Source organism: Vibrio sp. J502 (assembly GCF_025397955.1).
Classification (GTDB): domain Bacteria; phylum Pseudomonadota; class Gammaproteobacteria; order Enterobacterales; family Vibrionaceae; genus Vibrio; species Vibrio anguillarum.
The window spans coordinates 1,552,091-1,571,309 of sequence record NZ_CP104554.1 but is presented as its reverse complement, the minus strand read 5'-3'; the positions used below and the strand labels follow the sequence as shown (position 1 = coordinate 1,571,309).

General features: G+C 45.1%; 18 protein-coding genes. 14 read left to right on the top strand and 4 right to left on the bottom strand.

What is annotated here, in order from left to right:
- Positions 1-54: 54 nt before the first annotated feature.
- Positions 55-750, top strand: coding sequence for an orotidine-5'-phosphate decarboxylase (gene pyrF, locus N5E84_RS07315; RefSeq protein ID WP_043004292.1), 696 nt, complete (start codon positions 55-57; stop codon positions 748-750).
- A gap of 80 nt (positions 751-830) precedes the next feature.
- Here pyrF and N5E84_RS07310 read toward each other — a convergent pair whose 3' ends face one another.
- The gene (locus N5E84_RS07310) at positions 831-1,595 is read right to left on the bottom strand and encodes a hypothetical protein (RefSeq protein ID WP_013857174.1); all 765 of its coding nucleotides are present in this window, start codon (positions 1,593-1,595) and stop codon (positions 831-833) included.
- A 299-nt stretch (positions 1,596-1,894) separates the two neighbouring features.
- Here N5E84_RS07310 and cysB point away from each other — a divergent pair, with 299 nt between their 5' ends.
- Positions 1,895-2,869 carry an HTH-type transcriptional regulator CysB gene (gene cysB, locus N5E84_RS07305; RefSeq protein WP_010317444.1) on the top strand — a complete coding sequence of 325 codons (975 nt, stop codon included), beginning with the start codon at positions 1,895-1,897 and terminating at the stop codon, positions 2,867-2,869.
- A gap of 78 nt (positions 2,870-2,947) precedes the next feature.
- Positions 2,948-4,144, top strand: coding sequence for a methyltransferase (locus tag N5E84_RS07300; protein WP_029388175.1), 1,197 nt, complete (start codon positions 2,948-2,950; stop codon positions 4,142-4,144).
- A 59-nt stretch (positions 4,145-4,203) separates the two neighbouring features.
- Here the strand turns inward: N5E84_RS07300 and ald are convergent, their stop codons facing one another.
- Positions 4,204-5,328 carry an alanine dehydrogenase gene (ald, locus tag N5E84_RS07295; protein WP_019281999.1) on the bottom strand — a complete coding sequence of 375 codons (1,125 nt, stop codon included), beginning with the start codon at positions 5,326-5,328 and terminating at the stop codon, positions 4,204-4,206.
- A 156-nt stretch (positions 5,329-5,484) separates the two neighbouring features.
- Between ald and lrp the strand changes: the two genes are divergently transcribed.
- Together lrp and N5E84_RS07285 are read left to right on the top strand one after the other, a co-directional pair.
- Entirely contained in the window at positions 5,485-5,979 is a 495-nt protein-coding gene (lrp, locus tag N5E84_RS07290) for a leucine-responsive transcriptional regulator Lrp (protein ID WP_010317439.1), read from the top strand.
- Between the two features lie 187 nt (positions 5,980-6,166).
- The gene (locus tag N5E84_RS07285; RefSeq protein WP_019281998.1) at positions 6,167-9,052 is read left to right on the top strand and encodes a DNA translocase FtsK; all 2,886 of its coding nucleotides are present in this window, start codon (positions 6,167-6,169) and stop codon (positions 9,050-9,052) included.
- A gap of 105 nt (positions 9,053-9,157) precedes the next feature.
- Here N5E84_RS07285 and N5E84_RS07280 read toward each other — a convergent pair whose 3' ends face one another.
- Positions 9,158-9,325, bottom strand: a complete 168-nt coding sequence (locus N5E84_RS07280) for a hypothetical protein (RefSeq protein WP_017041998.1) — start codon at positions 9,323-9,325, stop codon at positions 9,158-9,160.
- Positions 9,326-9,631: 306 nt separating this feature from the next.
- Between N5E84_RS07280 and htpX the strand changes: the two genes are divergently transcribed.
- The 9 genes from htpX (at position 9,632) to N5E84_RS07235 (ending at position 16,781) form a co-directional block, all read left to right on the top strand.
- Entirely contained in the window at positions 9,632-10,495 is an 864-nt protein-coding gene (htpX, locus tag N5E84_RS07275) for a protease HtpX (protein ID WP_017044602.1), read from the top strand.
- 220 nt (positions 10,496-10,715) lie between these two features.
- A complete protein-coding gene (locus tag N5E84_RS07270; protein ID WP_026028585.1) occupies positions 10,716-11,135 on the top strand; it encodes a nuclear transport factor 2 family protein in 420 nt (139 codons plus the stop codon).
- Positions 11,132-11,854, top strand: coding sequence for an SDR family NAD(P)-dependent oxidoreductase (locus tag N5E84_RS07265; protein ID WP_013857166.1), 723 nt, complete (start codon positions 11,132-11,134; stop codon positions 11,852-11,854). The genes N5E84_RS07270 and N5E84_RS07265 overlap by 4 nt, the downstream gene beginning before the upstream one ends.
- Positions 11,855-11,884: 30 nt before the next feature.
- Positions 11,885-13,159, top strand: a complete 1,275-nt coding sequence (locus N5E84_RS07260) for an NAD(P)/FAD-dependent oxidoreductase (RefSeq protein ID WP_029388174.1) — start codon at positions 11,885-11,887, stop codon at positions 13,157-13,159.
- The gene (locus N5E84_RS07255; protein ID WP_019281994.1) at positions 13,159-13,899 is read left to right on the top strand and encodes a DUF1365 domain-containing protein; all 741 of its coding nucleotides are present in this window, start codon (positions 13,159-13,161) and stop codon (positions 13,897-13,899) included. Before N5E84_RS07260 ends, N5E84_RS07255 begins: the two co-directional genes overlap by 1 nt.
- 57 nt (positions 13,900-13,956) lie before the next feature.
- Positions 13,957-15,204: an SAM-dependent methyltransferase gene (locus N5E84_RS07250; RefSeq protein WP_019281993.1), complete on the top strand. Its 1,248-nt coding sequence runs from the start codon at positions 13,957-13,959 to the stop codon at positions 15,202-15,204.
- The gene (locus N5E84_RS07245) at positions 15,204-15,701 is read left to right on the top strand and encodes a DUF2878 domain-containing protein (protein WP_019281992.1); all 498 of its coding nucleotides are present in this window, start codon (positions 15,204-15,206) and stop codon (positions 15,699-15,701) included. Before N5E84_RS07250 ends, N5E84_RS07245 begins: the two co-directional genes overlap by 1 nt.
- Entirely contained in the window at positions 15,679-16,257 is a 579-nt protein-coding gene (locus tag N5E84_RS07240; protein ID WP_019281991.1) for a chalcone isomerase family protein, read from the top strand. The genes N5E84_RS07245 and N5E84_RS07240 overlap by 23 nt, the downstream gene beginning before the upstream one ends.
- The gene (locus N5E84_RS07235) at positions 16,254-16,781 is read left to right on the top strand and encodes a DUF3833 domain-containing protein (RefSeq protein WP_013857161.1); all 528 of its coding nucleotides are present in this window, start codon (positions 16,254-16,256) and stop codon (positions 16,779-16,781) included. The genes N5E84_RS07240 and N5E84_RS07235 overlap by 4 nt, the downstream gene beginning before the upstream one ends.
- Positions 16,782-16,825: 44 nt before the next feature.
- Here N5E84_RS07235 and N5E84_RS07230 read toward each other — a convergent pair whose 3' ends face one another.
- Positions 16,826-19,120, bottom strand: coding sequence for a YgiQ family radical SAM protein (locus tag N5E84_RS07230; RefSeq protein ID WP_069211942.1), 2,295 nt, complete (start codon positions 19,118-19,120; stop codon positions 16,826-16,828).
- Positions 19,121-19,219 lie beyond the last annotated feature (99 nt).

Below are 19,219 nucleotides of genomic sequence, written 5' to 3'. Positions count from 1 at the left end.
AACTGCAGCTTATGAAAGCTGCATTTTTTTAGCTTAATTATTTTAGGAGTGAAAATGAAAGACCAGAGAGTAATTGTCGCGTTGGATTATGAGCAACAAGCGGAAGCGTTAGCTTTTGTTGATAAAATTGACCCCAGCAGCTGTCGATTAAAAGTGGGTAAGGAGATGTTTACCCTGTTTGGTCCCGATTTTGTGCGTGAGCTACACAAAAGAGGTTTTTCGGTATTCTTAGACCTAAAGTTTCATGATATTCCCAACACGTGCTCTAAAGCCGTACGTGCGGCGGCTGAGCTTGGCGTATGGATGGTGAATGTTCATGCCAGTGGTGGGGAGAGAATGATGTCGGCGTCTCGCCAGATTCTTGAACCTTATGGCAACGATAGACCACTACTTATTGCTGTCACAGTACTAACCAGTATGGAACAACCTGATCTTCGTGGTATTGGCATCGATGTTGCGCCTAAAGAGCATGTAATGCGTCTGGCTAGCCTAACTCAAAATGCAGGGTTAGATGGAGTGGTATGCTCAGCTCAAGAAGCGCACATGCTTAAGAGCCATCTTGGTCAAGAGTTTAAATTAGTTACGCCAGGGATTCGTCCTGTTGGTTCTGCAACAGGAGACCAAAGACGTATTATGACTCCGAGTGAGGCCATAAAAGCTGGTTCAGATTATCTAGTCATCGGTCGCCCAATTACTCAGGCAACAAGACCGGATGAAGTCCTAAAAGCGATAAATGATACGTTAATTTAAATTAATGTTTTCTTTACGTTGTTGTATGAAAAAGGTCGCTTATGCGACCTTAAAAATACTTCCTAATCAAAAATAATGGGCTACCATTTTTTCTTTTCACCAAACAGTGCTTCCATATCACTATTTCTCTCGTTATCTTCAATTTGTTGAAGATCGGTTGCACTTTTTGTTTGGCGTCGTTTTTCTAAGTCATCATACATTGACTGAAGTTTTTCACGAGCTTGATTGGAATAAGCATCATTTTTTGAGCTCAGAACATCGATCCCTTTACGCAATAGCTGAATCGCAGTTCCGGGTTGCCCACGAACGATCGAATCATTTGCCCGCTTAACAACATTTTCAATGTTGATTCGAATTTGTATTGTTTCTAGACGCGCATTTTCAGCGACGTAAGATTGTGTTTCAAAACGTCCTTTATTGTGCTCACTACGAATCGTGTCTCTTAAACGTTTCACTAGTTTAAGCATAATCAAAGCTTGTTTATCGCTGGTGGGTACTTTAAACGTTGTACTGTCACCACCTGGGTGGTTTTCTTGTAAATGCTTAATTTGCCCTTTCATATGCTCAATGCGTTGTGCCAACTGCTTATTTTTCGGGTCAAGCTCATACATACTAAGTAGGGCATCAAGGATACGGGTATTTAAACACACTAAGAGTTCTTTACTAAACGGCATGTGGTGTGCGTTGCCGATAAGGTCTTCTGTCGCATCAATAATGGCGATATATCGAGTCGACTCCTGCTTTTTAGCTGACTCGACCTTTACTTTGTATTGAAGCATGATGTTATAGCCAAGGACTAACACCAGCAAGACTGCTACAAGAGCAATGATTAAACCTATATTCATATAATCCGTATCTTTATTAGAATTCAGTGGCTAGCAATTAAGAATACACGATCCTTAGTTATCACTACACCTTCAAATTGACTATTTTTATTATTCCTGTTTTGACCCCTAAAAACTGCCTTTTATTGCTTAGATTGGGCGATAGTTGGCAAAAATTTAGTCAGCTACGCAAAATACTTACTTTTTTCTTCGCTCTTGAATCATCAAGCTTTGAATTGAGAGTGTTAAGCGTTATAACTAATAATTATAAACTATGATTGAAAGATCTGGATCTTTGATAATGGATTACGGGGCCAATAATGAAGTTACAGCAGTTAAAATATATTGTTGAAGTGGTTAATCACAACCTGAATGTCTCAGCAACTGCGGAAAGCCTTTATACCTCTCAGCCAGGCATTAGTAAACAGGTTCGTTTACTCGAAGATGAATTGGGTATTCAAATTTTTGAGCGTAGCGGTAAGCACCTGACACAAGTCACGGGTGCAGGTGAAGATATTATTCGTATCTCACAAGAGATCCTTTCACGTGTGGAAAGCATTAAGGCCGTGGCAGGGGAGCATACGCACCCTGAGATGGGTACGCTGAATATTTCAACGACTCATACACAAGCTCGCTACGCGTTACCTGATGTAATCAAAGGATTCACTGCGCGTTATCCGAAAGTGTCGCTACACATGCACCAAGGCACTCCAAGTCAGATGTCGGAAGCGGTTGCAAAAGGCACCGCTAATTTTGCGATAGCAACAGAAGCGCTTCATCTGTACCAAGATGCCATCATGCTGCCTTGTTATCACTGGAACCGCTCCATTGTTGTTCCCAAAGATCATGCTCTTGCAAAAAAAGAACGAGTAACGATTGAGGATTTAGCCGCGTATCCATTGGTCACTTACGTGTTTGGTTTTACTGGCCGTTCAGAGTTAGACACTGCATTTAATCGCGTAGGGTTAACGCCGCGAGTTGTCTTTACCGCCACCGATGCGGATGTGATAAAAACTTATGTCCGGATGGGAATTGGGGTGGGTGTTATCGCAAGTATGGCGATAGATAAATCACGCGACACCGATCTTATCGCGATTGATGCCAGCCATCTTTTTGGTGCGAGCACGACTAGCATTGGGTTTCGCCGAGGTACATTCCTGCGCTCTTATATGTTTGACTTTATGGAACGTTTCGCGCCTCATCTTACTCGCCCTGTCGTCGAACGGGCTACCTCGTTAAAATCGAATATCGAAATAGAAGAGATGTTTAAAGACATTGAATTGCCAGTTCGTTAAGCAAATTTTGATCATTTAAAACGAAACACTTCCTAATTAAACCATCACCTCCTAGAATTGGCCTTTCTAGGGGGATGTATGCGCGCGCTTTTCAAACATATCGATGCTTTTTTAATTGAAAACCAACGTTTTTGGCGATTTGAGCCCTTTCATCATAGTGGCTTAGACAGTTCACCTTGGAAACATTCAGATCATAGGCTGGATCAGTGGTTGCAAACGCTATCTTTGGACAGTATCGATAGCTTAAAGTCATCGCCGCAAGCGCTCATTGAGCAACTTCATCCGTATATCGAGGGGTTAAAAGAAGCGGATATCATGATTAGGCTTCAAGATGCCCCTCGTAATACTCAGCAAGCACTCAGCCCTTACTTAGAGCAGGGGATCCCTGGCAGAAAGCTAGAACAAATTCGTTTAATGAGCGAATCACTCCTCTCTAGGCATTCAGGAACGGCATGGCTAGAGTGGTGCGCGGGTAAAGGCTTTTTAGGTCGAATTATCGCAGCGCAGTCAAAACAAAAAGTCACTAGTTTTGAATATCAGTCGCAGCTCTGCCATGCAGGACAAGCATGCGCCGATGAACATGATCTTCCGATGCAATTTATTCAAGGGGACGCTTTTGAGCCGCAAGCGTTTGGCGTTTTCAATACCAATCAGCATGCCGTCGCTTTACATGCCTGTGGTGATCTCCATGTTCGCCTACTCGAATATTCCGTTGCTCATCGCTTGCCTGCGATTACGTTTTCACCATGTTGCTACCATTTAATCAAAGCCGATAGCTACCAACCCATGTCCAGCTACGGTCGTACTTCTTCTCTTGCCTTGTCCAAAGAAGAGCTGCGTATTCCGCTACAAGAAACCGTTACGGGGGGAGAGCGGGTTCGCCGTCATCGTTTGCAAGAAATGACGTTTCGTTTGGGTTTTGATTTGTTGCTAAGATCTGAGCTTGGGCATCATCAATATTGCCCAATTCCGAGCCTCAAAAAATCACAACTAGCCGAAGGATTTTTAGCTTTTTGTTATTGGGCGGCGGCACAAAAAGGCATCGCATTACCAGAAGTGGATTGGCCTGCTTATGAACGTAAAGGCGAGCAGCGTTTTTGGCAGATGGAAAGGATAGGCTTAGTACAACAGGCATTTCGCCGCATGATTGAGCTTTGGTTGGTATTGGATAAGGCACTTTATCTTCAAGAGCAAGGCTATGAGGTGCAGATTGAGCAGTTTTGCGCTAGGAAAGTAACGCCACGCAATATATTGGTTCACGCTTTTAAAAAATGAAAGCCAAGCGCATGACGCACTTGGCTAAGAATTGAGAGCTTTACCGCAAATTGTTATCGTTAGTTAAACAGAGCGATAGCTTCAGATGGGTCAAGATATTCAAGGTTGAAACTCTCGGCGACCTCTTTACAGGTGACTTTACCGTGTATCACGTTTAAACCTTCTAGGAATCCTTTATCCTCTAATAATGCACGTTGATAACCTTTATTGGCCAGTTTAACAATGTAAGGCAACGTAGCGTTATTCAAGGCGAAAGTTGATGTGCGAGCCACAGCGCCTGGCATGTTTGCGACGCAGTAATGAACGACGTCATCAACGATATAGGTCGGGTCATCATGAGTGGTAGCATGTGAGGTTTCAAAGCAGCCGCCTTGGTCAATTGCCACATCAACGACCGCAGAGCCAGGTTTCATTCTAGAAATCAGCTCTTTAGTAACGAGTTTAGGAGCTGCTGCTCCGGGGATCAGTACTGCGCCTATTACTAAATCGGCTTCGAGGACGTATTTTTCAATCGCATCCTTTGTTGAATACACGACTTTGGCGTGACCTTGGAATTCTTCATCGAGTTTACGCAGCATATCAACACTTCGGTCGAGAATCGTCACATCTGCACGCATTCCGACGGCAATTCTGGCTGCGTTGGCACCGACTACGCCGCCGCCAATCACCACCACTTTTGCTGGTGCGACTCCGGGTACACCACCCAGTAACAAACCACAGCCCGCGTGTGATTTTTCTAAACACTGCGCACCTGATTGAATAGACATTCGACCAGCGACTTCAGACATTGGTGCTAATAGTGGCAAGCGACCCATATTATCTGTTACAGTCTCGTAGGCTATACAGACAGCTTTGCTCTTGATTAGCTCCTCAGTTTGTGGAAAATCTGGAGCTAGATGTAAATAGGTAAATAAAATTTGGCCTTCGCGGAGCATTGCTCGTTCAGCAGCCTGAGGTTCTTTGACCTTAACAATCATTTCTGCTTTCGCAAAAATGTTAGAAGCAGTAGGAAGAATGGATGCGCCTACAGCGATGTAATCATCGTCTGAAAAGCCGATGCCGGAACCGGCATTTGTTTCAACATAAACTTGGTGACCGTGTGAGACAAGTTCGCGCACGCTTGCGGGAATCATGCCCACACGATATTCGTGGTTTTTGATTTCTTTAGGAACTCCAATGATCATCCTGACTCCTTAGGTTTTTTTGGTTGTTATAACTATATGTAGGGTTGTTGTTTCGAATTTGTGACTAGTATAGATGTGAATGTGTAAAATTTGATACTGAATATTAAAAAGTTGTAGTATATATTTTTGCAAGGAAGTAATAAGGTGGAATAAAAAATGGCAGACAACTATAAAAGGCCGTCCAAGGATTTAGACCGTATCGATCGCAATATTTTGAATGAATTGCAGAAAGATGGTCGTATTTCGAATGTAGAATTATCAAAACGAGTGGGTTTATCTCCAACCCCCTGTTTAGAGCGTGTACGTCGTTTAGAGCGTCAAGGTTTCATTACCGGTTATACCGCGTTGTTGAATCCACAATATCTTGATGCTTCGCTGTTGGTATTTGTGGAAATTACATTGAATCGCGGTGCACCTGATGTGTTTGAACAGTTTAATACTGCGGTTCAAAAACTGGATGACATTCAAGAATGCCATCTTGTTTCGGGTGATTTTGACTATCTTCTCAAAACTCGAGTCTCTGACATGGGGGCGTATCGTAAATTGTTGGGTGATACGCTATTGCGTTTGCCCGGAGTCAATGACACTCGCACTTATGTTGTAATGGAAGAAGTGAAGCAAAGTAACCAGTTGGTTATCAAAACTCGATAACGCCAGATTGTCTGAATAGTGGTACTTCTTTCCACATTCTGACGTTCGCCAATTGGGTTTTTAACCTTGATGTGGTTAAATCACACAACAAACCGAGCGGCTTTTGCCGCTCGGACTGTTTTCACCCAAACCAACACATCAAGCCGCAATAAACCTTGAGTGTTGGCGTTAATCAGAATCTAGGTTTATGTTCAAAGAGAACCAAAATAAAGTTGAGACCATTATTAAGACCAGCGAAGAGCCTCAGTCTTCACGCCTCAATGGATCGCAACGTCTGAAAGAGTGCGGGCTTATTGTCGCTGTGCTTGCCTCTGTGCTTCTTTCCATCGCTTTATTAACATTTAGTCCCGCCGATCCTTCATGGTCACAAACCGCGTGGGGAGGCGATATTGAAAATGCAGGCGGTATTATTGGCGCATGGATTGCCGATACCTTGTTCTTTATTTTTGGATCGCTGGCCTACCCAATACCGCTCATGATTACTGTGCTAGCATGGGTTTTTCTGCGTAAAAGAGAAGAGAATGAACCCCTTGATTTTGTGCTGTGGGGAACGCGTTTACTCGGCTTAACTATCTTGATTTTGACCAGTTGTGGCCTTGCGGACATCAACTTTGACGATATTTGGTATTTTTCATCTGGTGGTGTGATTGGGGATGTCTTAACCAGTTTGGCGCTGCCAACGCTTAATTTACTAGGCTCAACCTTAGTCTTGCTCTTTTTATGGGGCGCTGGTTTTACGCTGCTAACGGGTATCTCCTGGCTAAGCATCGTGGAATGGTTAGGCACGATGAGTATTTCTCTTGGCGTTGCGTTGATCAATCGATTACGTGGTGAGAAAGATGAAGATATTGCGCCCGTTTTGTCGCCAATGGAATTGTCGCCGCTTGAATCATCATCCGCAGACTTAGCCGTTGTTGAGTCTAGTTCGCCAAATGGAGAATATGTCAAATCAGCCCTCGATGCGTTTGGGGCCGAGCAATACACGCCTGCGGTAGAGGTTGAAGAAGAGCTGGAACAGACTCACTCGCCAAGACGTTTTAATATTCACATGCCAGCGGCCAAAACTCAGGCTAACACTTCTCCTGAATTCAGTGAAACTCACTCAGATGAAGTGCCATTTGATCGCAGCAAGCAACTTAGTGCAACGATTGAAGAGTTAGAATCTGTTGCGTTGGAAGAGGATGACCTTGCTCTTTCATCGGCAAACTGGGTAGATGAAAGAGCTAATGAGCACCAAGCATTAGCCAGTGCCGACCTCGATGCCAGTCAAGAGGCTCAGCAATATGCATGGGCAGAGGACGAAGAGGTAAGCGATCCGTCGCTTACGATGACAGAAGTTGATCTTGATGTGTCGCGTGTTGAACCGGTTATTTCCAATTTGGATGTGCTGGATGAAGATGAATCAGATCAAGCGTTGGCTGCTGATCTTGATGTGATGTCAGAAGATGACGAGCCACCGTTAGGCCAGCAAGATAGCGATGTGACGGCTTTTCAGAACATGGTGTCTTCGGCTCAGGCCAATATGGCGGCCAAGCAAAATCCATTTTTAATGCAAAAAGAAACTAACCTGCCTAAACCGACGGAGCCACTACCGACGTTAGAACTTCTGTATCACCCAGAAAAGCGTGAACACTTTATTGACCGAGAGGCATTAGAGGAGGTTGCTCGTTTGGTTGAATCTAAACTCGCGGATTACAAAATCCAAGCGCAAGTGGTTGATATCTTTCCGGGGCCGGTTATCACTCGTTTTGAACTAGATTTAGCTCCAGGCGTAAAAGTGAGCCGTATTTCTAGCCTATCGATGGATTTGGCGCGTTCTTTGTCGGCGATGGCGGTGAGGGTGGTTGAAGTGATCCCTGGCAAACCTTATGTTGGCCTTGAACTGCCAAACATGAGTCGTCAAACCGTCTATTTGTCAGATGTTATAAAAAGTCGTCAATTCCAAGAAGCAAAATCACCGACGACCATCGTTTTAGGGCAAGACATTGCAGGTGAAGCACTGGTCGCGGATTTAGCCAAAATGCCGCACGTGTTGGTGGCTGGTACAACAGGTTCAGGTAAGTCAGTTGGGGTCAACGTGATGATCCTCAGCATGCTTTATAAAGCGAGCCCAGAAGACGTTCGTTTTATTATGATTGACCCGAAAATGTTAGAGCTATCGATCTACGAGGGCATTCCTCACCTGTTAGCTGAAGTCGTGACTGACATGAAAGACGCATCAAATGCTTTACGTTGGTGTGTGGGTGAAATGGAACGTCGTTATAAATTAATGTCTGTGCTTGGTGTGCGTAACATCAAAGGCTTCAATGATAAGCTAAAAATGGCCGCTGCTGCTGGTCACCCTATCCACGATCCTTTGTGGAGAGAAGGGGACAGTATGGAGAGTGAACCGCCACTGCTGGAAAAACTGCCTTACATTGTCGTGGTTGTTGATGAATTTGCTGATCTGATGATGGTGGTGGGTAAAAAAGTAGAAGAGTTGATCGCGCGTTTGGCACAAAAGGCTCGTGCTGCGGGTATTCACCTTATTTTGGCCACTCAGCGCCCATCGGTTGATGTGATCACCGGTTTAATCAAAGCGAATATTCCGACCCGCGTTGCGTTTACCGTTTCGACTAAAACCGACTCAAGAACTATTTTGGACCAAAGTGGTGCAGAATCACTGCTCGGTATGGGCGATATGCTCTATCTACCACCGGGTTCTAGCCACACGATCCGGGTTCACGGTGCGTTTGCCTCGGATGAAGATGTGCATGCGGTGGTAAACAACTGGAAAGCACGCGGTAAGCCTAACTACATAGAAGAGATCACTTATGGTGACCAAGGACCAGAAGCCTTGCTACCCGGTGAGAAGATGGAAAGTGATGAAGAAGTGGATCCGCTATTTGATCAAGTGGTTGAACATGTAGTGGAAACGCGTCGAGGTTCAGTTTCAGGAGTGCAACGCCGATTTAAAATCGGTTACAACCGTGCAGCAAGAATTGTAGAGCAGTTGGAAGCACAAGGTATTGTGAGCGCTCCCGGTCATAATGGTAATCGCGAAGTACTATCGCCAGCGCCGCCGCGAGATTAATCACGGTCATTGTAGGCAATACAAACAAAACAGCGCCACCCATAATGCCATGAGCGGCGCTGTTTCAATTTAGCTAGCATAAACTCTCGCCAGCCTTGCTAACGGCTATTTTTCTTGCATCAGCCCCATCAGTGCTTGTTGCGTGTCAGATATTTGTTGCTGCGCGGATGGTGTACTGCCAATTCCCAATTGTTGTTTAGCTTCATCTTCAGAGAGACCTAAGTGGCAACACAGTAAATCGATCGCCATTTGATAGTTGCTCGTTTCAGCCATGATGCTGTCCTTTGTCAGTCGAAAATGTCTGTTGCCCATGCAATGTAGTCACTTTAGCTGGGACTCTCAATACGACCAAAGTCTTATGCGTTCAATTGCCCATCACGTACTGTAAGGGTAGGTTAACCATCTTGCTGTCCAGCAACAGATTTTAGAAAACTCGGTGTCAGACATTAAATGTTTCAATTTATCGCTTAACCTTGTTTTTCAAATCTTAGACTATATGTATATGAAAAATTGTGTAGGTTCATGCTAGCGTCGCTTGCAGCCTACACTCATAATAAGCTTTTCATTCGGAGATAAGTAATGAAGCGAGTCATGTTATTTCTAGCAACCAACCTTGCGGTGGTTCTGGTTCTTAGCCTTGTATTAAATATTGTTTATGCTGTGACGGGGATGCAGCCGGGCAGTTTATCTGGCTTGCTCGTCATGGCCGCGTTGTTTGGTTTTGGCGGCTCATTTATTTCATTATTGATGTCAAAGAGCATGGCTCTGCGCTCGGTAGGTGGAATGGTGATTGAAAGTCCACGTAACGAAACTGAGCATTGGTTATTGCAAACTGTGAGTCGTCAAGCTCAGCAGGCGGGCATTGGCATGCCAACGGTGGCAATTTATGATTCACCGGACATCAACGCTTTTGCAACCGGCGCTAAACGTGATGATTCTCTCGTCGCTGTTTCAACGGGGCTATTGCACAGCATGACGCGTGACGAGGCCGAAGCGGTATTGGCGCATGAAGTGAGCCACATTGCCAATGGCGATATGGTTACGATGACTTTAATGCAAGGAGTGGTTAACACCTTCGTTATTTTCTTATCGCGCTTTATCGCAAACATCGTCTCGTCTCGTGATTCAGAAGAGGGTGGCGGTAGCAATATGATGGTTTATTTTGGCATCTCTATGGTGCTGGAATTGGTATTTGGCTTCCTCGCGAGCTTTATTACGATGTGGTATAGCCGTCATCGCGAATTCCACGCCGACGCAGGTGCAGCAAAGCTTGTGGGTAAACACAAGATGATTGCGGCGTTAGAGCGTTTAAAAATGGGGCAAGAATCTCAATTAGAAGGTTCCATGATGGCTTTTGGTATCAACGGTAAACGTTCAATGACGGAATTATTGATGAGTCACCCGCCGCTTGATAAACGCATCGCCGCTTTGCGCAATAGTTAATCTAAGCTAACTAAAAAGAGAAGGCCAGCGAATTACGCTGGCCTTTTTGATCGTCGTAACTATTGGAATTTTGGTCTTTATTTTCTTTTTTGATCTTAATTCCTTGCAACCACGTATGCATTGAAAAGATACAAAGTTATACAAGAAATATTTTGTATAACTAAGTGACTTGTACTATTTTGTACATGTGAAGTTTTTGTATAACTTATGGAAACGTACAATGGATGTCGAATCGGTTGCTCAAGTTTATCGTCAACTCAACAAAGAGAACTTGCCTTTATTACGTCAGGTTTATCACGACAATGTCCTTTTTGAGGATGCCGCTCATCGAATAGAAGGTTGGCGTGCGCTATCGGATTATTTTGCTCGTTTGTATCAGAACGTAGAGCGTTGTGATTTTACCATCCATGATCACCAGCAAGTCGGTGACTGCGGCTTTCTCACATGGACTATGTCTTTGCAGCATCCTCGGCTAGCTCGTGGAAAACTTATACAAGTGCAAGGGATGAGCCATCTCAAGTTTCAAGACAACCAAGTCATTTATCACCGTGATTACTTCGACTTGGGAGAAATGCTCTATGAACACATTCCGCTGCTGGGAAGTGTTATTCGTTCGATCAAACAGAGGTTAGGGCAATGAAGAGTGTACTTATCACGGGAGCCACTTCTGGTATTGGTTATCAGCTAGCTGTTGATTATGCAAAAACGGGTTGGCAAGTTATTGCTTGTGGGCGTAACCAAGCCAAGCTTAATCAAATGCATCAAGAGTATCCGCAGATCCAAGGTATTGCGTTTGATATTACCGATTTTGAGCAAACGAAATCGGCTTTATCGCAACTGCCTTTTACTCCTTCACTGTGGATCCTCAACGCTGGCGATTGCGAATACATCGATCATGGTCAAATGGATTCACTCCGGTTTAAGCGTGTGTTTGACGTAAACGTTTTGGGTTTAGCTCATTGCATTGAGGCGATACAGCATCACTTTGTTGCTAACCACCGTGTGGCGATCGTTGGTTCCATCGCCAGTGAAATCGCGCTGCCAAGAGCAGAAGCCTATGGCGCTTCTAAAGCGGCGGTTAGTTACCTAGCACGCTCGCTCATGCAAGATTGGCGAGCGCAAGGTGTTGCTGTGACGATGATCTATCCTGGGTTTGTTGCCACGCCTTTGACTGATAAAAATAGTTTTTCGATGCCAATGATGGTCAGTGCCGAGTATGCATCGCAGGCGATTCGCCGTGGGTTGGAAAAAGGCAAAACCACCCTCTATTTTCCGGCCCGTTTTACGAGCTTATTACGTTTGATTGGCAGCTTACCTTACGCATGGCAAGGCAAATTGGTTGCGGCATTACTTAAATAACGAGCTGTTTTGTAATTAAAGGAATTGAGTATGAAAATCGCCATTATTGGTAGCGGTATTTCCGGTTTAACATGCGGTTATTATTTGCATAAACATCATGATGTTACCGTGTTTGAAGCCAATCATTACATTGGTGGGCATACCGCCACCGTCGATATTGAGCTCGATGGTCAAAATCACGCGGTTGATACTGGTTTTATCGTGTACAACGACCGGACCTACCCAAATTTCATCGCAATGATGAATGAAATTGGCGTAAAAGGCATTCCGACTCAAATGAGCTTCAGTGTGCGTAATGATGCGAATGGGCTGGAATATAACGGTCATACTGCAACTACGCTGTTTGCACAAAAGCGGAACTGGTTAAACCCTGTCTTTTATCGCTTTATTTTTGAAATCATTCGCTTCAATCGGTTAGCGAAACAGCAAGCAGAACAAGCGCATCAATCGATGCAAACCTTAGGTGATTTCTTATTTGAGCACCAATTTTCTGACTATTTTTGTGAAAATTATATTTTACCGATGGGAGCGGCGATTTGGTCATCTTCCTTGGCTGATATGCGGGTTTTTCCGTTAAGTTTCTTTTTGCGTTTCTTCCTCAACCATGGCCTGCTAGAGATCACTAACCGACCACAATGGTATGTGGTTGAAGGCGGATCGCGTGCGTACATCGAACCCTTAACGCAAGGTTTTAAAGATAAGATTCATCTTGATAGCCCAGTTACACAAGTCAAACGCAGCTCGTCGGGTGTCGAGCTCGTTGTTAATGGGCAATCACACCACTTTGATCATGTAATTTTTGCATGTCACAGCGATCAGGCATTAGGTATGTTAGAGCAACCGACAGAGGCTGAGCAAGAAGTGCTCGGCGTAATGCACTATCAAGCCAATGAAGTCACTTTACATACCGACACATCACTGCTGCCTAAGCGAAAAGCCGCTTGGGCAGCTTGGAACTATTGGCTTGATGGCAGTCCAGATCAAGAGTCGCGTTTACCAGCGCTGACCTACAATATGAATATCTTGCAGCATATTAAAGGCGCTCATACTTTTTGTGTATCGCTCAACAGCGGTGACCGCATTGCTGATGAGAAAGTTTTACGACAGTTTACTTATCACCACCCGGTATTTACCACGCAATCTATCGCGGCTCAGCAACGCAAGCCTGAAGTCAACGGTGTGAATAACACTTGGTACTGTGGCGCTTATTGGCGCAATGGTTTTCATGAAGATGGCGTGACCAGTGCGCTGGATGTGGTGACACAGCTTGAAGCGCAAGCGCAGCAGTTAAAAGGCGCGGCGTGATGGAGACGGAGCCCAACAGTTGTTTGATGGTTGGCATGGTACGTCATCGACGCTTTACTCCGATTGAACATGCGCTCAATTATCCATTGTTTATGCCGTGTATTGATCTCGATGAACTGGATCAACTGAGTGATTCAGTTTGGGGGTTTGGCGAAAAATGGTGGCACTGGGCGCGTTTTCAGCGCGCCGATTATCTTGGTGAAGGGGATTTAAAACAGTGCATACAAGATAAAGTTCATGAGCTGACGGGCGACCGCTGCTCTGGAAAGGTGATGGCAGTATGTCACCTTCGTTATTTAGGAATCTATTTCAGCCCGGTTAATTTCTATTATCTTTATGATCAACAAGGTGAATGGCAATATTTGTTGGCCGAAGTGAGTAATACACCTTGGAATCAACGGCACTACTACGCGGTGAAAGCACAAGCGGGAGAAGAGCAGCAACAGTGGCGTCATCAAAAGGCGTTTCATGTTTCTCCCTTCAATCCTATTGATCAGCAATATCATTGGAAGTTGAAGCCGCTTGGTTCGTCATTGAGTGTGCATTTGGAATGTCACAAAGAAGGTAAAGTTTTCGATGCGACTTTATCGATGAAGGCACAACCATTTAATTCAAAAAATTTACTCAAGTTATTGATCAAAACACCCGTGATGGCCGTAAAAGTGACAATCGGTATTTACTGGCATGCTTTAAAGCTGTGGCTTAAAGGAGCACCTTTCTACTCCAACCCACATTCATAAATACGCAAGATCTATACAGAGACAGTGTCTAAATAACAATAACAAGGAGAAGGCTCAATGCTTAATTCACAAACTCTCGCATTGCCCAAGCAACTGACAGGGTTGCAAAAGAGTGCAAGAAGCTTCATTTTTCGCTGTCTACAGCGTTTAGACGTAGGCACTTTAACCATCATTGAAACCTTTTCCAATGAAGGCGCGTCCAGTCAGGAGACTTTTGGCGTACTTAAAGAGCATCAACCCCATGCAACTATTGAAATACATCACCCTCATTTTTATGCTCGTTTATTAAAAGGGGGTAGTATTGCAGCGGGTGAAGCTTACATGGATGGTTGGTGGGATAGCCCGAATTTGACTAGCCTAATGGAACTGATGGCTCGTAATGTCAGTGCATTAGATGGTATTGAAGCTCGCAGTAGTGTGTTGACCAAACTTTTTTATAAAGTCAGCCACTGGCTCAACCGAAATTCAATCGATAAAGCCAAAGAGAATATTCATGCCCACTACGATCTAGGTAATGATCTCTACCACACCTTTTTAGACAGCAATATGCTCTATTCCAGCGCGTTGTTTCTGCATCCGGATGAAACGTTAGAGCAGGCGCAAGTTAATAAAATGGAACGTTTGTGCCAGCAGTTGCAACTCAAAGCAAGCGACCACGTGATTGAGATTGGCACCGGTTGGGGTGCGATGGCGATTTACATGGCCAAAACTTACGGCTGTCAGGTCACGACGACGACCATTTCTGAAGAGCAGCATTACTACACCGCACAGCAAATAGAGCGGCAGGGGCTGGAGAGTCAAATCACCTTGCTTAAGCAAGATTACCGCCTGCTACAAGGTCAGTACGATAAATTAGTCTCGATAGAGATGATCGAAGCGGTCGGTAAAGAGTACCTCGACTCTTATATTGAAAAGTGCCAGTCACTACTAAAACCCAATGGTTTGATGGCGATTCAAGCCATTACCATTGCTGATCAACGTTATGATTATTACAGCAATAATGTCGATTTCATTCAGAAATACATTTTCCCCGGCGGTTTTTTACCCTCAATTACTGCATTGACAACGGCGGCGACACAGCACAGTGATTTAGTGGTTCGCAACCTGTTTGATCTTGGTCCTGACTATGCGCATACCCTTGCCCATTGGCGTCACCGTTTTGAGGTCGCAAAACATCAAGTTTCACAACTCGGGTATGATGAGCGATTCACGCGTATGTGGCGTTACTATTTCTGCTACTGCGAGGGTGGTTTTTTAGCAAAATCCATCAGTACCGTACATATGACCTTGCAAAGGCCGATGTAATGAAAACGCTGTTTGCTGTCTCTCTTTGGTTTCAAGCGATCTGGTTTGTTGCTGTGTTGGGGACAGAACGTTTGCAGTGGTTGGCATTGGCCATGATGTTAGCCGCATTGATGTTTTCCTTGCGGCAGTTCTCTTATCCTTTGGAAAGGGTGATTGCGTTAACCATAGTGGGTATTGTTATCGATGCCCTTAATCAGTATTTCGGATTATTACGCTTTGCGACCAATGACTTTCCCATTTGGTTAATGGTGTTGTGGGGCGCTTTTTCTTGGTATGCCTCCCATTTAGTGGTGCTGATGAAACGTTATCCATCCAAACTCATTTGTTTGGTGGTCGGCGTGTTAGGTAGTTTAAGTTATTGGGCGGCAGAACGTTTAGGCGCTGTACATTTTGATTGGCCATTGGGTTTGACTATGGCCATCTTGTGGCTGCAGTGGGTGATGATCGGTGCATTGATACTTAGGATATTTAGCGATGATGTTAGCAAAGAGAAATAGGCTAAGAAAATTCAACCTGTTACTGATAGTGATTGCCTTTCACAGCTTGGTGAATAACGCTTTTGCGGCGGTGGCCGACGATAAACTGACCGAGTGGCAAACTTGGCCAGTGATTGGCCAAGCGAATTTAAGCTGGTTATGGCTAGATATTTATTCCTCGCAGCTGCGTACCCCATCAGGGCAGTACGAGCAAGGAAGCGATTTATCGCCCCATCCCTTGGCGCTTGAAATTGAATATCAGCGCGACATCAGTAGTAAACAGCTGGTGGAATCGACCGCAGAGCAGTGGCAAAAACTCAAATTAGCCGAGCAACAAATTGCACCATGGTTGGTGCACCTATCGTCCATTTTTCCCAGCGTTACTGAGGGCGACCGCTTGATTTACACCTCCGATGGGCAGCAGGGCGCTTTTATTTTTCATCCTAAGAATGGTGTTCAAGCTCAGGTTGGTACAGTAGTCGACGAAGCGTTAAATGACGCCTTTCTCGCGATATGGCTGTCGCCACAGACGCAATACCCACACTTACGCAAACAATTGATAGGAATGCAACCATGAAAGCGATAGCCAGACGCAGTTATCTGTTACTTCTACTTTGGTTAGTGGGGTGCAGCGCTGATCTCACTCAATACCAATCCACGCAACCTAAGTTTGATCTATTTGAATACTTCTCTGGTCGAACGTTCGCATGGGGGATGGTGCAAGATTATACGGGGATGCAAACGCGTCGTTTCGAGGTTGCCATCGACGGAACAGTTGAGGGGAATAAACTCACTTTGGTTGAAGACTTCAATTTTGATGATGGTGAAAAAAGCCAAAGAGTATGGGTGATTGAACGTTTTGCTGATGGAAAATATATCGGTCAAGCGGATGATGTATTAGGCCAAGCCCAAGGTGAAGAAGTAGGTAACGTCTTGCGCTGGCAATATGATTTTTCCTTACCTTATGGTGATTCTACGCTAACCGTTACCTTTGACGACTGGCTTTACCGGCAAGATGAAAAGCGGGTGTTTAACCTGACTAAAATTAAAAAATTTGGTATCGAGGTCGGTAAACTAACGCTGTTCTTTGAAAAACAATAAGGCTCCGTAAGGAGCCTTATTGTGCTGATCATATGGCTTTGGAATTATCTCTGTTCTGCGCGTGGCGCTCTTGGCTTAGAGGCTTGAGCAAACGGTTTGCCTTTACTTGTCGGGCGAGAGTGCGCAGGTTTAGATGCGCCGCCTTGGTTTTTCTTACCGTTGTCTGCCGCGCTGCTAGCGCGTGGTTTGTTTGGTGAAGTAGCGTTCTCTTTACGCGGGTTAAGAGCATCAAAACCCGGCTGAGTTTTGGTGTGTTTGGTCGCAAAACGGTTCGCTCCGTGACGGCCAGATTTACGACGCTGCGCAGGCGTGAGTGCATCCACATCATTCGCAGGCACTAAGCAGTTAGGTTTATCACCAATCAAATGCTTTTTACCCATGTTGATCAAGGCTTCACGGATAATCGGCCAGTTTAATGGGTCATGGTAGCGTAACAGCGCTTTGTGCAGCCTGCGTTGACGCTCTCCCTTCGCGACAGTCACTTCTTCACGTTTTTTGTATTTCACACGTTTGAGCGGGTTAGTCTCTGAGTAATACATCGCGGTTGCATTACACATTGGCGATGGATAGAAGTTCTGCACCTGATCACACTCAAAATTGTTTGATTTTAGCCACAGTGCCAAATTGAGCATATCTTCATCTTCCGTACCGGGATGCGCGGAAATAAAGTACGGGATGAGGTACTGTTTCTTACCTGCTTCAGCACTGTACTTCTCAAACATCTCTTTGAAGCGATTATAGGTGCCCATACCCGGTTTCATCATCAGATCGAGCGGATTCTTCTCGGTATGTTCTGGGGCGATCTTGAGATAGCCTCCTACGTGATGCGTGACCAATTCACGCACATATTCAGGAGATTCAATCGCCAAGTCATAACGCACACCAGAGGCGATCATCACTTTTTTAATGCCTTTGACTTTGCGCGCTTCACGATAGAGATCAATCGTATGTTTGTGGTCGGTATTGAGCTTATGGCAAATTCCGGGGAAAACACACGATGGGCGGCGGCAGTTCATCTCAGCTTTAGGATCACTACAACCTAAACGGTACATGTTCGCCGTTGGCCCACCCAAATCCGAAATGGTTCCAGTAAAGCCGGGAACTTTATCGCGGATCTCTTCCATCTCATTCAAAATCGACTCTTTTGAACGGTTTTGGATAATGCGCCCTTCATGTTCGGTAATCGAGCAGAATGAACAACCACCAAAGCAGCCGCGCATGATATTAACCGAGGTTTTGATCATGTCATAAGCAGGAATTTTACTTTTGCCATACATAGGGTGAGGCACGCGTGCGTAGCTCAGGCCAAACACGTAATCCATCTCTTCTGTGGTGAGTGGGATCGGGGCTTGGTTGACCCACAACTCACGGTCGCCATGACGCTGGATCAGCGCCCGGCCAGAGTAGGGGTTGGTTTCTAAATGCAGTACACGGCTTGCATGCGCGTATAAAATCCGGTCATTATTGAGCTTTTCAAAAGCAGGCAAACGAACCGCTGTTGTGGCGGCATCATGGCGAGAAGGACGAATGGTTATTGGCTTTGCTTCGGCTTCTTTTTCTTGATTGGTTTCACACTGCGTTTCCACCGCGTAAGGGTTCACGGGAACAAACGCTTTACCCGGTTTCTCAATACGTGATGAGTCAATGATGGTGTAATGTTCAGGCTCAGCGGCCAGGTTCACGGCCGTGCCGCGAATATTGGTCATATCAGCGATGTTATCGCCATTGGCTAAGCGGTGCGCTACTTCAACCAATGCGCGCTCTGCGTTACCAAACAGCAGTATGTCAGCTTTGGCATCAAACAGCACAGAACGACGCACTTTGTCTGACCAATAATCATAATGGGCAACGCGGCGCAAACTTGCTTCAATACCACCGAGTACCAGTGGCACATCTTTATAAGCCTCACGACAACGCTGCGAATAGACAAGTGTGGCGCGATCTGGACGTTTGCCACCTTCATTATTGGGTGTGTACGCATCATCATGACGTAATTTTTTGTCAGAGGTGTAGCGGTTGATCATCGAATCCATATTTCCGGCCGTGATGCCAAAAAACAGGTTAGGTTTTCCCAGCGCCATGAAAGCGTCTTTATTTTGCCATTGCGGCTGGGCAATGATCCCAACGCGAAAGCCTTGCGCTTCGAGTAAACGGCCAATGATCGCCATACCAAAACTGGGGTGATCCACATAAGCGTCACCCGTGACGATCACGATGTCACAGCTGTCCCATCCTAGGGCATCCATCTCCTTTTTACTGGTTGGCAGGAAAGGTGCGGTTCCAAAGCACTCTGCCCAGTATTTTTTATATTGATGAATGGGAGTGACGTTGCTGTGCATATTTTGACCTCTGATTAATGAGCCGCGCATTATAACGACTTGCACTGGTAGTATCTAGCGGAACATTGGCTTTGCGTTCTATTTATAAAGAAAATTATT